Source organism: Pseudoramibacter porci, from assembly GCF_009696145.1.
GTDB lineage: Bacteria > Bacillota > Clostridia > Eubacteriales > Eubacteriaceae > Pseudoramibacter > Pseudoramibacter porci.
Genome location: NZ_VUMO01000004.1, coordinates 75,162 through 88,673 on the forward strand (window position 1 = coordinate 75,162; position 13,512 = coordinate 88,673).

At 48.5% G+C, this 13,512-nt stretch carries 15 protein-coding genes; 14 read left to right on the plus strand and 1 reads right to left on the minus strand.

The window, feature by feature from the left end; translation table 11 throughout:
* The first annotated feature begins 21 nt into the window (after nucleotides 1–21).
* The 4 genes from FYJ52_RS04200 to hslO all read left to right on the plus strand — a co-directional run bounded on the left by FYJ52_RS04200 (nucleotide 22) and on the right by hslO (nucleotide 3,871).
* Nucleotides 22–315, plus strand: a complete 294-nt coding sequence (locus tag FYJ52_RS04200) for a HicB family protein (protein ID WP_154576011.1) — start codon at nucleotides 22–24, stop codon at nucleotides 313–315.
* Between the two features lie 51 nt (nucleotides 316–366).
* The gene (locus tag FYJ52_RS04205; protein ID WP_154576012.1) at nucleotides 367–1,788 is read left to right on the plus strand and encodes a glutamate--cysteine ligase; all 1,422 of its coding nucleotides are present in this window, start codon (nucleotides 367–369) and stop codon (nucleotides 1,786–1,788) included.
* 69 nt (nucleotides 1,789–1,857) lie between these two features.
* Entirely contained in the window at nucleotides 1,858–2,625 is a 768-nt protein-coding gene (locus FYJ52_RS04210; protein WP_205960754.1) for an acyl-[acyl-carrier-protein] thioesterase, read from the plus strand.
* Between the two features lie 322 nt (nucleotides 2,626–2,947).
* Nucleotides 2,948–3,871 (plus strand): Hsp33 family molecular chaperone HslO, encoded by a 924-nt coding sequence (hslO, locus tag FYJ52_RS04215; protein WP_154576014.1) that lies wholly within the window; start codon nucleotides 2,948–2,950, stop codon nucleotides 3,869–3,871.
* A 37-nt stretch (nucleotides 3,872–3,908) separates the two neighbouring features.
* Here the strand turns inward: hslO and FYJ52_RS04220 are convergent, their stop codons facing one another.
* Nucleotides 3,909–4,148, minus strand: a complete 240-nt coding sequence (locus FYJ52_RS04220) for a DUF1858 domain-containing protein (RefSeq protein WP_154576015.1) — start codon at nucleotides 4,146–4,148, stop codon at nucleotides 3,909–3,911.
* A 72-nt stretch (nucleotides 4,149–4,220) separates the two neighbouring features.
* On the opposite strand from FYJ52_RS04220, the gene FYJ52_RS04225 reads away from it, so the two are divergent.
* From FYJ52_RS04225 to FYJ52_RS04270, 10 genes are all read left to right on the plus strand, one after another.
* The gene (locus tag FYJ52_RS04225; protein ID WP_235901530.1) at nucleotides 4,221–5,000 is read left to right on the plus strand and encodes an HAD family hydrolase; all 780 of its coding nucleotides are present in this window, start codon (nucleotides 4,221–4,223) and stop codon (nucleotides 4,998–5,000) included.
* A gap of 98 nt (nucleotides 5,001–5,098) precedes the next feature.
* Nucleotides 5,099–5,371, plus strand: coding sequence for an HPr family phosphocarrier protein (locus FYJ52_RS04230; protein WP_154576016.1), 273 nt, complete (start codon nucleotides 5,099–5,101; stop codon nucleotides 5,369–5,371).
* 93 nt (nucleotides 5,372–5,464) lie between these two features.
* Nucleotides 5,465–6,235 carry an adenosylcobinamide-GDP ribazoletransferase gene (gene cobS / locus FYJ52_RS04235; protein ID WP_154576017.1) on the plus strand — a complete coding sequence of 257 codons (771 nt, stop codon included), beginning with the start codon at nucleotides 5,465–5,467 and terminating at the stop codon, nucleotides 6,233–6,235.
* A 40-nt stretch (nucleotides 6,236–6,275) separates the two neighbouring features.
* Nucleotides 6,276–8,108 (plus strand): YgiQ family radical SAM protein, encoded by a 1,833-nt coding sequence (locus tag FYJ52_RS04240; protein ID WP_205960755.1) that lies wholly within the window; start codon nucleotides 6,276–6,278, stop codon nucleotides 8,106–8,108.
* Nucleotide 8,109: 1 nt separating this feature from the next.
* A complete protein-coding gene (locus FYJ52_RS04245; protein WP_154576019.1) occupies nucleotides 8,110–8,553 on the plus strand; it encodes a metal-dependent transcriptional regulator in 444 nt (147 codons plus the stop codon).
* Entirely contained in the window at nucleotides 8,553–9,920 is a 1,368-nt protein-coding gene (rlmD, locus tag FYJ52_RS04250) for a 23S rRNA (uracil(1939)-C(5))-methyltransferase RlmD (protein WP_154576020.1), read from the plus strand. The genes FYJ52_RS04245 and rlmD overlap by 1 nt, the downstream gene beginning before the upstream one ends.
* Before the next feature lie 33 nt (nucleotides 9,921–9,953).
* Nucleotides 9,954–11,753: an oligoendopeptidase F gene (pepF, locus tag FYJ52_RS04255; protein WP_154576021.1), complete on the plus strand. Its 1,800-nt coding sequence runs from the start codon at nucleotides 9,954–9,956 to the stop codon at nucleotides 11,751–11,753.
* A gap of 32 nt (nucleotides 11,754–11,785) precedes the next feature.
* On the plus strand, nucleotides 11,786–11,932 hold the full coding sequence (locus tag FYJ52_RS04260; protein WP_154576022.1) for a hypothetical protein: 147 nt from the start codon (nucleotides 11,786–11,788) through the stop codon (nucleotides 11,930–11,932).
* Nucleotides 11,929–12,315, plus strand: a complete 387-nt coding sequence (locus FYJ52_RS04265) for a diguanylate cyclase (protein ID WP_205960756.1) — start codon at nucleotides 11,929–11,931, stop codon at nucleotides 12,313–12,315. The genes FYJ52_RS04260 and FYJ52_RS04265 overlap by 4 nt, the downstream gene beginning before the upstream one ends.
* A gap of 359 nt (nucleotides 12,316–12,674) precedes the next feature.
* Complete coding sequence (locus FYJ52_RS04270; protein WP_154576024.1) at nucleotides 12,675–13,508, plus strand: TrmH family RNA methyltransferase; 834 nt, start codon at nucleotides 12,675–12,677, stop codon at nucleotides 13,506–13,508.
* The last annotated feature ends 4 nt before the right edge of the window (nucleotides 13,509–13,512 follow it).

A 13,512-nucleotide genomic window follows, 5' to 3' on the forward strand; every position in this document is an offset into this window, starting at 1 on the left:
ATATCTTAGAAAGGAAAGATCATGTTAAAAATTTACCCAGCTATTTACAAACAAGAAGGTGATGCAATCACCTGCCGTTTTCCGGATTTGCCGGAAATTGAAGCCTTTTCTGGAACAGATAAAGAAGAATTAGCGGAACGCGCTAAGGAAATACTCGGCAGATATTACGTCAAAAAATCGCAGATTAAGGAAACCATCCCGGATCCATCCAATGCGCGCTTGATGAAGGCCGGGGAAGGCGAAACCATCGAATACGTCTACACCGACATCGATAAATACTGGACAGGAGTCAAAGCGAAAGATACGTGGATTTAACCGATCTGCAGATTTTAGCGGCTTCAACACAATTCAAAGCGGCAGAAGGTTATGAAAGACGAATTTTTTACGATTGACAGGTTAAAGGAAACCCTGACGCCGGAAGAGATTTTGTCCGGTTCCTTTGGCGTTGAACGGGAAGGATTGAGAGCTTATGCAAACGGACAACTGTCTCTGACGCCTCACCCGGCAGCTTTTGGCAATAAGCTGACCAATCCGTACATTACCACAGATTTTTCAGAAAGTCAGGTTGAAATTGTCACGCCGCCGTGCGCGTCGATACGAAAGGCGTACCAAGTGTTGGCCACATTGACCGATATGGTCAATACGGTTCTGCCGTCAGATGAATACCTTTGGCCCAACTCGGTGCCCTGTGTCCTGCCAGAAGATAAAAAAGTGCCGATTGCACATTATTCCGGCGCTCCCGGGGCAGAAAAGGCAATGCGCTATCGCCAGAATCTGGCAAAAAAATACGGCGCGAAGAAACAAATGTTTTCCGGCATTCATTTCAATTATTCGCTCGGTTTAGATGCGGTCGAAAAGTTGTATCAAAGGGCGAAAAAGGATGACGGGACGCTCACGCGCCAATACTTTAAAAATCAGTTGTATTTAAAAATTGCCAAAAACTATCTGACTTATCGATGGCTTTTAATCTATATGACAGGGGCTTCAGTCGCAGCGCATCACTCCTTTATTGAAGAATGCCTGAAGCTGATGCCGTGGCCTGACGACAGGGGCAGCCAATATTCCCAAAAGGGAATTTCTTTTCGCAGCGGATCGCCAGGGTACAAAAACAATGAAGCCCTTTATCCCCGGTACGATACCATTCAACATTTTATTGCTGATTTGGAAACATTTGTGGTACAGGGAAAGTTGTCCGAACCGAAAGAATTTTACGCTCAGGCGCGGCTGAAACCGGTTCATCCGAAAGAAGATTGGATTCAGTCGCTTGCTGAGGAAGGCGTGATGTATATTGAGCTGCGCACGATGGATCTCAATCCTTTCGACCCTTACGGAATCAGCGAGACCGACATGAACATTATGCACTTATTGCTGCTCTATTGTATGACCACGACGTCTCTCAGTGAAGACGGCGATCAGGCTGAAGCTGATGATAATGCCGGACGTATCGCAGAACATGGGCAAGACCGCTTCTTAATCCTTCATCGAGGCGGAAAGGAAATTCTGGCACACGATTGGGCAAAAGCGATTGTCGCGGATATTGCCGCAATGAATCATGCGCTCCATCTTGGACAGGATGAAATTGTCGCCGTGATGAGCGAACGCCTTGATACGCAAAAGACCCTTCATGCGGCTCAGATGGTGCATCTCGTTGAAAACGAGGGCTACGTCGCGGGGATGTCTCGCCTTGCGCAGGCGTATAAAAAACAGAGCTGGCAGAAGATTCAAAATCATGCTGAAGCCTTTGAAAAAGAATTAGTTTGCTTTAAAGATGCAGTGCCAGGTTTATAATCTTTGATCAGAGCCGTTGCGGGCGCAACGGTTTTTTCATCGGCTATTTTAGAAAAAATGGAGGCACATTTGGAAGAATCACGTATTTTCTATCAAAACCAGAAAATATACACTTACGATTGTCTGCAAAATTACTGCGCGTCGCCCGTCAGTGTATTAAATTATTTTCAGGAAATTGCGTTGGAACACAGCGCGGCCTTAAAAGCCGGCCCCTACGAGTTGGACCGTATGCATTTGGCGTGGATGGTGGTTAAATATCATATCGAAATTCTCGAATACCCGCGATTCCTTCAAACCGTGCAGGTCGGCACCTGGGCAGGTGCGGCACAAGGCTTTATCGCCAACCGAGGGTTTGTACTCAAGGACGTTGATGGTAAAGTGCTAGTCAATGGGCAGTCTCATTGGATGATGATGGATTTTGAAAAGGATCATATCATTCGCGTCGGCGACGAAGCCATCAACAAGGTGTATCAATTCAAAGACGAGAATGAAAAATACAAAATTCCGAGACTCAAGCGGGTATCGGAATGGGACGGCAGCCGAACGTTTACGGTGCGCTATCTGGATATTGATTACAATGGCCATGTAAACAATGTCCGATATTTGGCCTGGACGGTTGAAACCATTCCGCCGGAAATCATTGCTGAGGTCGAAGTGGCATCGTTTGATGTTTTGTACAAGGAACAAGCGCGGTACGGCGACGTGATCAGTGCGAAGTTTAAGGCTGTACGCCCAGATCTTTACCGCGTTGATATTGAAAGCAGTGATGGGCTTTTGCTCTGTCAGATCGGCATGACCCTCCGACCGACGTCGAAGCGGCCGAACCACGAAGGATAATTCCAATGATTGAATTGTTAATCGCGTTAGCACTGATAATATTTTCGCTTTACAGTGGATTGCGGATTCTCGTGATTGGTGCTTTCGTGCTGCTGGCCGTGTGGTATGTGAGGCGGGGCAGCCGAGATAATCGGCACAATAAAAGTAAATAAATCAAAATTAATTTCAAAAGTTGTCATTTTTTGAAAATACAGCCATGAAATGAATATGAAATGGTCTATTTTGGGTACAAATCCGAATTTTGACCATTTTTTCTTTATTTCTTTCTCCATTTTGATATAATAAACGCCAAAGTCTATTAGTATAAAAGAAAGTGAAGCTTATGTCAGATTATATTGTGACGGCTACGGCAGCGGATGCAAGTATTCGTGCTTTTGCCATTGATGCAACCGAATTGGTTGAAAAAGCGAGGACCCTGCACAACACCTCGCCGGTGATGACGGCAGCGCTGGGGCGGCTGCTCTCGGCGGGTGCCATGATGGGGTCGATGATGAAAGGTGACGATGACGTCTTGACGCTTCAAATTAGCGGAGACGGACCGGCAAAGGGATTAACAGTGACAGCTAACCGTCATGGCCAGGTGAAAGGCTACGCGGTCGACCCTTACGTGGACTTGCCGATTAACGCGCAAGGCAAACTGGACGTTGGCGGTGCGATTGGAAAGGGCACCCTGACGGTAATCCGCGATTTGGGCCTTAAAGAACCATACAACGGCATCTGTAATTTGGTTTCTGGTGAAATTGCAGAAGACCTTGCGTATTATTTTAATGTTTCAGAGCAGACGCCTTCGGCGGTTGGATTGGGCGTTCGCGTTGCGAAAGACGGTTCGGTTGAAGATGCCGGCGGCTTTATTGTCCAGCTGATGCCCAATGCGGAAGAAAAAGTGGTGTCAACCCTGGAAAATCAAATCGCTAAGATCGATTCGATCACGGCAATGATGGAAAAGGGCATGACGCCAGAGGCTATTCTTGAGGCGATTCTAGGTCCAATGGACTTGGAATGGACGGGAAAAGAGACGGCAGCCTTTGTCTGTGACTGCTCGAAGGATCGGGTGAGCCGAGCGCTTTCAGCGCTCAATGTACGAGAACTGGATCAGATCATTCAAGATGGGGAGCCCATTGAAGTGCGCTGCCATTTTTGCGGCAGTACGTATCAGTTTTCGATCGATGAGCTGAAAGTCATTCGCGAAAAGGCTTCGGGCGAACGTTTGAAAAACATTCAAGTTCAGGACGAATTCAGACAATAAAAAAACCGCAGTGATGCGGTTAAATGTTGTTTTGAATTCAGCTGCGGGGCAAATTGGTTTCAGTCGGTTTTTCGCCGGAAAGGAAAAAATTGAGATTGCGGACAAAGACGTCCGGGTTAATGCCGTGGGCAAGACAACCTTCTTCAATATTTTCAAAATGTGCGGCCATACAGCCGAAGCAAGACATTCCAGCCATTAAGAAATAGCGCTGGGCCTCCGGATAGCGCTCGACGGCTTCAAGAATGCCCATCGATTTAGTTATTTTCGGTTCGTTCATGATTCTCCTCCAATGTGTAAATATTATAACAAAATGTCGGGAATGATGGCAAGATCAATGAAAGAGGTTTTTATGCAGAATAGTGAGAAAAGACAAATGGTCCAGACTGAGATCGGACCCGTTTGTTTTTCGGACACAGAATTCGCTGAATACGCGCTAAAAAGGGCATTGTCAAAAACGCCTGCACCGTTTTCCGGCGTAATTTTCGACATGGACGGCGTCATTTTTGATTCTGAACGGGAGGTGCTTCACGCCTGGCAGGAAGTAGCTGCCAAGCATCAGATTCCTCACATCGCGGACGTAATCATCGCCTGCCTTGGGACGAATTTCCAGGCAACGCGGAAGAAGTTTGACGATTTTTACGGCGCCGATTTCCCATTTGATCAATATGAAGATGAAATGCGGGCAATCTTTTATCGACGGTACGATGAAAACCATGGGCTGCCGTTAAAAAAAGGCGTTAAAGGTCTTTTGGTGGATTTAAAATCGCGGAATGTTCCGGTTGCGTTAGCGTCGTCAACCCGCGAGGAAGTGGTGCGCCGAGAATTAGAAGATGCCAAAATTATTGAATATTTTGATGCGATAGTCTGCGGCGATATGGTCGCCCGCAGCAAGCCGGCGCCGGATATCTTTCTCAAAGCGGCCGAAACCATTTCAATCGCACCGACAGACGGATTTGTGATCGAAGACTCCTACAATGGGATACGCGCTGCGCACGCGGCGGCGCTTCGGCCCATCATGGTGCCGGATTTAAAAGGGCCGGACGAAGAAATGAAGGCAAAGACAGAAGTGATTTTGCCGGACTTGGACACGGTCAGGACGTATTTTGATGCCATTGACGTGAAATTGTGAAAATATTGTCGAATATTAAAAAGAGTCCCGAATTCGCTTGAAATAAATAATGAAATCGTGTATAATCGATGATGACAGAATATATAAGGGGTGGAAATATGCTTACAAAAAATATAGTGGTAATGAACAAGGCAGGGCTGCACGCAAAACCAGCTTCGCTTTTTGTGCAGACGGCAAATGAATTTTCGAGTGAAATTTATATCAGTAAAGGGTCGACCCGTGTGAACGCCAAAAGTATCATGGGTGTCATGATTTTGGCGGTTTCAAAAGGCGACGAAATTTTGCTTGAAGTGAACGGCGACGATGAAAAAGCGGCGATGGACCGTTTGACGTCGTTGATTGAAAACAAGTTTGGCATGCCAGATGAATGAAAATTAAATAAGGTAAAGCGGCGTATAAAGACTGAGGGGAATCGACCGTCAGTCTTTTGTTTTTTTGCGCCATAAAACAGAAAGGAGCAATGTTTGAAATTTTTTCGCGAATTTTTAATCGGATTGTCATTTTACACGCGGCTGCCGATTCAGCTTCAAAACGTGACGGAGGATGAATTCTACAATTCGATGCTTTTGATGCCAGTTATCGGCGTTGTAATCGGCGCGGCGCTTTGGGCTTTTGGCTGGTGCGTCTCTTGGATTAGAATGCCAGAGCTGGCAAGTATCCTGATGCTGATTTTTTATATCTGGCTGACTGGCGGCCTGCACTACGACGGCGTCGCCGACACCATTGACGCCGTTTTTTCAGCGCGGGATCACGAGAAGATGATGAAAATCATGAAGGACAGCCGATTGGGTTCTTTCGGAGCAATTGGGCTGATCCTTTTGATGCTGACCATGTGGACTGGCTACCGTACGATCATTGACGAGGGCTTATTGGCAGTGCTTTGGCTGATGCCGGTAGTTGGACGGTACTGCGCGATTCAGACCTGCTGCTTTTCAAGTTATGCAGAGGGCGGCGGCGGTCTTGGCAGACGGATCACAGAAATTACGAAAGGCTGGCACGTGGCAATTTATCTCGCGGCGATCGCGCTGGCTGCTTGGTGCATCGCACCGATTTTGACTTATGCTTTTGGCATCACTGCCGTCCTGAATCTGATCATGATGGCAGATCTCAAACGCAAAATCGGCGGGATTACAGGCGACACGATCGGGCTTACGATTGAAATCACACAGGCTGTTTTTATTGTGATGGTTTTGATTTTACAGCATGTTGGCATAGGCCTGCCGGGTATGGTATAATTTGAACATGAATGCGTCGAAAATAGCCATTGATGCAAAAATGCCATTTCCAAGAAATAAGCGGGAAATGCAAGCGCTTCAATGGGAATGTTGTGATTTTATTCTGGTTTCGGGCGATGCTTTTGTGGACCATTCGTCTTTTGGCCCGACGATTATTGCCCGGGTTTTGACGGATTTGGGGTACCACGTGGGCGTCATCGCCCAGCCGAAATGGGACAGCTCCGATGCTTTTCAGGTGTTAGGTCAGCCCCGTTTGGCTTTTTTGGTCTCATCTGGCAATATGGACTCAATGGTCTGCCATTACACGGTCAATAAAAAAAGAAGACACGATGATGCTTATACGCCAGGCGGCAAGACCGGCGCGCGTCCGGACCGCGCTGTGATCACTTACTGCGGGCGGATTCGGGAAGCTTGGGGCAGTGTGCCCATTGTCGTCGGTGGCGTCGAGGCCAGCCTGCGGCGTTTTGCCCATTACGATTACTGGCAGAATCGGGTCAGGCGGCCGATTCTTTTCGATTCAGGTGCGGATTTGCTCGTTTATGGCATGGGCGAGAAGGCGATAGCTGAGATCGCTGAAGCCCTTGATGCAGGTCTGCCCATCGATCAAATCACTTATATTCGCGGCACGGGTGTCATGGCGCGAGAGCTCCCGGACGACGCGGTCGTGCTGCCTTCTTTCGAGAAGGTTTCTGAGCCGACTCGCGAGGGCAAGCGTGCCTTTGCCGAAATGACCAATTTAATTGAAAAAAGCGCCAATCCGTTTAAGGCGCATCCGACAGTTCAGCCCTGCGGCGGGCGTTATTTTGTTCAGAATCCGCCGCAATTGCCGCTGACTACGCAGGAGATGGACGATGTTTATGAGCTGCCTTATACGAATCAGCAGCTGGGCGGCGGACCGGAAATCACCGGCATGTCGGAAATGCATTTTTCAATTACGTCCAATCGAGGATGCTTCGGCAGCTGTGCCTTTTGTGCGATCGGCATGCATCAAGGGCGGATCGTCTCCAGCCGGAGCAGGGCATCGATTTTAAACGAAGCGAAGCGGATGACCCAGGATCCCCGTTTCAAGGGCATTATTAACGATGTGGGCGGACCGACAGCTAATTTTTTGCACCCGGCCTGTGCGAAGCAGCTGAAGACCGGCCCCTGCGCCAATCGGGAATGCCTGTTTCCGGAGGTTTGCCCCAATATTGACGCCGATCAGAGCGAATTTGCCGAAATGCTTCAAGCGCTGCGGCAACTTCCGGGAGTTCGGAAGGTTTTTGTACGTTCGGGGATTCGCTACGATTATTTGATGGCCGATCCCACCCGCGCCGCTTTTAATGAATTGGTGTGTCACCACGTCAGCGGGCAGCTGCGTGTGGCGCCGGAACATTTGTCAGATCGCGTGCTGCATTACATGGGAAAGCCAAAATTCAAGCAGTACGACCAATTTGTTCAGAAATTTAACCGTGCCAGCGAAAAACATCATTTAAAGCAATATGTCGTGCCGTATTTTATTTCCAGTCATCCTGGTTCGACATTGCAGGATGCTGTGGTGCTAGCAGAGTATTTGCGCGATCATCATCTCGAGCCTGAACAGGTGCAGGATTTTTATCCGACACCGGGTTCTCGTGCGACCGCAATGTATTATACGGGCCTCGATCTTGAATCGTTTCAGCCCATTCATATTCCGAAGGGGCGCGAAAAGCGGCTGCAGCGCGCGCTGCTTCAATATCGAAATCCAAAGAACAGAAGTCTTGTCATCGAGGCGCTGAAGAGATGCGGGCGGGAAGATTTAATCGGATCGGGGCGAAAATGCCTGATCCATCCTCAAAATCAAAGACCAAAGCAACACAAAAGAAGCCGTCGAAACCGTAAGGGAGGAAAATAACATGGTGTATAAACCTGAAATCAGCGGCAAAACCAATAAGGGTTTTACAGAATCGATCGAAGATTATCTTGAAGAAATTTATTTAGATTATATCGGCAGCAACACGGGTGTGCGAATTACCGATTTGGCCCAGGCGATGGGGGTGACCAAGGCCAGTGCGACCGATGCTGTTAAGAAAATGAAAGACCGCGGTTTAGTCCGCCACGAACGCTACGGCCGGATTTATCTTACAGATGCGGGACTGCAGGCGGCGAAGGTGGTCTACGACCGGCACGTGACGATTACACAGTTTATTCGCAACTTCCTCGACGTTTCGCCAGAAGTTGCGGAAAATGACGCCTGCGGCATTGAACACATTATCAGTGATGAGACTTTCGCTGCGATTAAGGCGGCGCTCCGCCGGCAGGCCATTTATGAAATGAGCGGAAAAAAAGACGAAGATTAATGAAAAAGAATCAAAAATTAAATCATTACCGTGTCGGCGATCATCTCACAGTGACGATTTCCGATATGACACGGCGCGGAGAAGGGGTCGGCCACGTTGAGGGGCAGGCCCTTTTTGTCGATGGGGCAGTTGTCGGCGAGACTGTTGAAGCCGAATTGACGGCGGTCAAGCAGCAGTATCTGAAAGGCAAGATGAGTCGGATCCTCGCGTACTCAGAAAACCGGAAAACGCCGGATTGTCCGGCTTTCCCGGAATGCGGCGGGTGTCAATGGCTGCATTTGACGGCGTCCTGCGAAAATGAGCTCAAACGGCAGACGGTGATCAACGCATTTAAACACATCGGCGGGTTGACAGATGTGGCTGAGAAAGTTCGGCCGACTATTGGCATGGAGCGGCCATGCCGCTATCGCAATAAGGCACAGCTTAAAGTGTCAGATGCGGGAATTGGCTTTTATCAAAAGGGTAGTCATGCGGTGGTGCCCATTGACGACTGCATGAATCAAAAGCGGCCTTTGGGACCAGTCATGGAGGTGTGCCAAAAATGGATGACGACGCTTAAACTCACACCCTACGATGAAAAAAGCCGGCGTGGGGATGTGCGCGGCTTTCTGCTTCGGACGAACCGCCAAGGCGATGCGATGGTGGTACCGGTTGTCAGTCACGAGTTATCGTCCGAGCAGAAAAGACAGACGGTGCAGATTTTTGAAAACCTGCCGCAGTTAAAAAGTCTTTTGCTCAATATCCACACCAAGCCTAACAACCGCGTTTTAGGAGCGAAGACGGAGCTTTTAGCTGGGAAAGCGTTTATCGAAGAAACGTTGTGCGGCTACACCTTTAACATTTCACCCCAGTCCTTTTTCCAGGTTAATACCGTCCAGGCAGAAAGGCTTTACGAAAAAGCCAAGGTGTATGCAGCATTGACGGGGAAAGAAACCCTCTGGGACTTGTACTGCGGAACAGGCACCATCGGCATTTGTATGGCTAAAGACGCCGGACAGGTGCTCGGCGTCGAGATCGTGCCGGAAGCCGTCGCGGATGCGCACAAAAATGCGATGCGCAACCACGTTCAGAATATTTCTTTTATCTGCGGCAAGGCAGAAGACGTGATGCCCGAGCAGATCAGACAGGGCAGCCGCGCCGATGTTGCTGTTGTCGATCCGCCGCGAAAGGGCTGTGCGCGAACTTTGCTCGACAGCTTGGTCGCCTGCCGCATCCCTAAAATTGTGTACGTCTCCTGTGATCCCGCGACATTGGCCCGGGATGTGGGCATTTTGACAAAAGCCGGATATGAACTGATTGAAGCAACGCCGGTCAATATGTTCCCGGGAACGGGGCACGTGGAAACGGTAGCTTTGATATCAAGATAAAGGACCAAATCAAGAGAACGAAAGAAGGTTATGATGAGCAAAACCATAAGAGAACGTAAAGACTTGGATCCACAGTATATGTGGGATCTGTCGAGTTTATATCAAAGTGATGCAGAATGGGAAAATGCACTCCCTGAAATTGACGCGGACATTCAGAAATTAGCGGCGTATCAGGGAAAATTGAAGAACGCAAAGACGATCAGGGCGTTTTTCGATTTGGATACAGAACTAAGCAGAAAGCTATCGAATTATTATTGTTATGCGAGTTTGAGAAATTGCGAGGATACCCGATCAAATGATGGTAAAGCCATGGAATCCAAGGCGTACATGATCTACGCCAAATACGCGCAGGCTGTGAGTTTTGCGGAACCTGAGATTCTCGCTATGGATGAGACGGCTTTAGCGGCGGTTGTGAAAGACGAGGCGTTAGCGCCTTACGCGTTTGTCATGCAGAAGCTATTAGACGAGAAGCCGCACGTCTTATCCGGAAAGGAAGAAGCGCTGCTGGCGGCCTTCACAGAGGTGCTGGGCGCCCCCGGGAAGATCAGTGAAAACCTGCAGGACGCTGACCTCAGGTTTAATCAAGCCATGGATAGCAAGGGCGAAAGCCATGAAGTGACGCAATCCAACTACATTTTATTACAAATGGATGAAGACCGCGTTCTGAGAAAACATGCCTTTGAAAGCTTCTACAAGGGTTTCAAAGAACATATTAATACCTTCGGGGCAACTTATAATGCTTGTGTCAAAGAAGCTGTTGCCAGCGCACAGGTCCGCCATTACGCCTCTTCGAGGGCGATGAGTATGGCAGATGAACATGTGCCGGAACAAGTTTATGACGGGTTGATCGAAACGGTGAGAAAGTATATGCCCGCAATGTACCGTTACGTTCATTTGAGGAAAAAAATCTTAGATTTAGATGAACTTCACTATTACGATGTCTACACACCGCTTATTCCCGGCTCTTCTAAGAAATATACCTACACGGAAGCGCAGCAGATGGTGCTCGACGCGGTGCGCCCTCTCGGTGAAGCTTATGTGAATCGGGTGAAGCAGGCTTTTATTGATCGCTGGATCGACGTGTATCCCAATGTTGGAAAACGCGGAGGCGCGTTCTCGAGCGGGACCTACGATTCAAATCCATACATTTTAACGAACTTTACCGGCACCTTGGACAGTGTGAGCACCATTGCACATGAAATGGGTCATTCTCAGCATACTTGGCTTTCCAATCACACACAGGCACCGCAGAATGCGGATTATACGTTGTTTGTGGCCGAAGTCGCATCCACGGTGAATGAAAATTTATTGGTTGAACAACTGCTTGCGAAAACAACTGAACCTAGGGAACGGTTAGCGCTTTTCAATCACTATCTTGAAGGGTTCAAAGGAACTGTTTTTCGTCAGACGATGTTTGCAGAATTTGAAAAAGACGCACACGCGATGGCTGAGAAAGGGGAAGCGCTGACGCCAGAAAGTTTGAGCGGTCTGTATAAGCAGTTGATCCATGATTATTTTGGCGATGCATTGATCATCGACGATGAAGTTCAGTACGAATGGGCCAGGATTCCGCATTTTTATCGACCATTCTACGTCTACAAGTACGCGACAAGTTATTGTGCGGCGGTAGCACTGTCAGAAGCCATTTTGAATGACGGGCAGGAAGCCGTTACAAAGTATCTGGAATTTTTATCTATGGGCGGCAGTGCCTACCCGTTAGACGAACTCAAGCATGCAGGCGTTGACTTTACAACGACGGCACCGATGGAACGCGCGTTAATGAAGTTCAATCAGATTTTAGACGATGTTGAGGAAACGTTAAAACAGATATAATTGTCGATTCAAATTAAGGGAGAGATCTCTTTATGAAAGATTATCTGCTGTTCTCACTGGTTTACATTTTTGAGAACGACCTTTTGACCGGGGTGCGCAGCAGAAACAGCTATGAGGAAATCTGCGACGAATTTCTTCAACAGGCAGAAAAAATGTCATCTGCATCCTTGCGGACGTGAATGGTCTTCACGAAAAAAACAATCAGGAGGGACATGCAGCGGGCGACGTGATGCTGCAGGCCGTGGCTGTGGCGATGGCAGAAGCCTTCGGAAGAGAGAATACCTTCCGCTTTGGCGGGGATGAATTTGTCTCGATTGTGTTTGATACGCCGCGCTCTGATATTGAGAAGAGGGTGGAAGCGGTGAAAAAGAAACTCGAGGACATGGGATATTTTGTCTCCTATGGCATGGCAGAGAAGCTTACAGGCGGGATCAACTCTGACCGGATGCTGATGGAGGCAGAGAAGCAGATGCGGGAGGCAAAAGCCTGTTTCTATTCAAACCCGGAGAACTCGCGGTGTGCGCGGCTGTCAGAAAATGTCAATAAAAGTGAGACCCTTTGAAATTTTCTGCAATTCCTGTGCAAGGCGTATCTACACGATTGGACGAGAGGGTTTTGGGCTTAAAGTTGAAGCTTTTTTAAACGCATCAGCCCGGCTGATGGTTTATTGATTCTTCTCGTTTATCTCGTCGAAGCCGTGCTGAAGCATAACAATTAAAAAGTTTCTGCAAGTTTTATACAATCAAAACCCATAAGTGGCGATTCTGGATTTTGGTGCCGCTGGCGATGATCGCCTGGGGCGCGACGGCAAGGTGACGGGAAAGCAGGGATTCGCAAAGAAGAACAATGGCGGCAGACGGCAGAAGCTGTGGCGCGTTTTTTAGACAAATGACAAATTGAGGAACACGGATTGGATAAATAATGATCAATATTATAAGCATCAATCAGATTAATACAGCGGCTCTCGGCATTTATCATTGCTTGTCGGAGAAACAGCTGCGTCATTATTTTGAGCCGGAACCGGGCATTTTCATTGCGGAAAGTCCGAAGGTAATCCTGCGCGCGCTGGACGCCGGCTATCAGCCGCTCTCTCTGCTTCTGACGGATAAAGAAATTCAGGGAGATGCTGCCGGCATATTAGAACGACTTGAGAAAGTTCCAGAATGGTGCATTCCTGTTTATTCTGGGGAAGAGAACCTGTTGGCGAAAATTACCGGATTTCACCTGACAAGAGGGGTGCTTTGCGCGATGCGCCGTAGAATCCTGCCGAAGATGGAGGTGTTGTGTGCCGGCGCTTCACGTATTGCCATACTCGAAAACATTGAGAACCCGACCAATATAGGCGCCATCTTCCGTTCGGCGGCTGCGATGGATATTGACGCGCTGCTGCTCACGAAGGGATGCAGTGATCCGCTTTACCGGCGGGCGGTCAGAGTCAGCATGGGCAATGTGTTTCAAGTGTCGTGGACTTTTCTGTCAGAGCGGGACTGGCCGAACAAAACACTTCTCCGGCTGCATGAGATGGGTTTTTGTTCCGTGTCTCTCGCGTTGAGCGAACAGAGTGTCGCGATCGATGATCCGATCTTGAAAAAAAATAAACTGGCTATACTGCTCGGCGCAGAAGGCGACGGATTGGCCTCTCATACGATTGCCGAATCCGAATATACGGCGAAGATTCCGATGCGTCACGGTGTGGATTCTCTGAATGTTGCAGCCGCCAGTGCTGTTGCTTTCTGGGAACTGCGCCGAAGATGACGCG

Excerpts from the sequence above, each read along its gene's own strand:
- FYJ52_RS04245 (WP_154576019.1), top strand. The coding sequence starts at position 8,110 with ATGGTGTATAAACCTGAAATCAGCGGCAAAACCAATAAGGGTTTTACA.
- FYJ52_RS04205 (WP_154576012.1), top strand. The coding sequence starts at position 367 with ATGAAAGACGAATTTTTTACGATTGACAGGTTAAAGGAAACCCTGACG.
- FYJ52_RS04200 (WP_154576011.1), top strand. The coding sequence starts at position 22 with ATGTTAAAAATTTACCCAGCTATTTACAAACAAGAAGGTGATGCAATC.
- hslO (WP_154576014.1), top strand. The coding sequence starts at position 2,948 with ATGTCAGATTATATTGTGACGGCTACGGCAGCGGATGCAAGTATTCGT.
- rlmD (WP_154576020.1), top strand. The coding sequence starts at position 8,553 with ATGAAAAAGAATCAAAAATTAAATCATTACCGTGTCGGCGATCATCTC.
- FYJ52_RS04260 (WP_154576022.1), top strand. The coding sequence starts at position 11,786 with ATGAAAGATTATCTGCTGTTCTCACTGGTTTACATTTTTGAGAACGAC.
- FYJ52_RS04220 (WP_154576015.1), bottom strand. The coding sequence starts at position 4,148 with ATGAACGAACCGAAAATAACTAAATCGATGGGCATTCTTGAAGCCGTC.
- FYJ52_RS04240 (WP_205960755.1), top strand. The coding sequence starts at position 6,276 with ATGCCATTTCCAAGAAATAAGCGGGAAATGCAAGCGCTTCAATGGGAA.
- FYJ52_RS04225 (WP_235901530.1), top strand. The coding sequence starts at position 4,221 with ATGCAGAATAGTGAGAAAAGACAAATGGTCCAGACTGAGATCGGACCC.
- pepF (WP_154576021.1), top strand. The coding sequence starts at position 9,954 with ATGAGCAAAACCATAAGAGAACGTAAAGACTTGGATCCACAGTATATG.
- FYJ52_RS04270 (WP_154576024.1), top strand. The coding sequence starts at position 12,675 with ATGATCAATATTATAAGCATCAATCAGATTAATACAGCGGCTCTCGGC.
- FYJ52_RS04230 (WP_154576016.1), top strand. The coding sequence starts at position 5,099 with ATGCTTACAAAAAATATAGTGGTAATGAACAAGGCAGGGCTGCACGCA.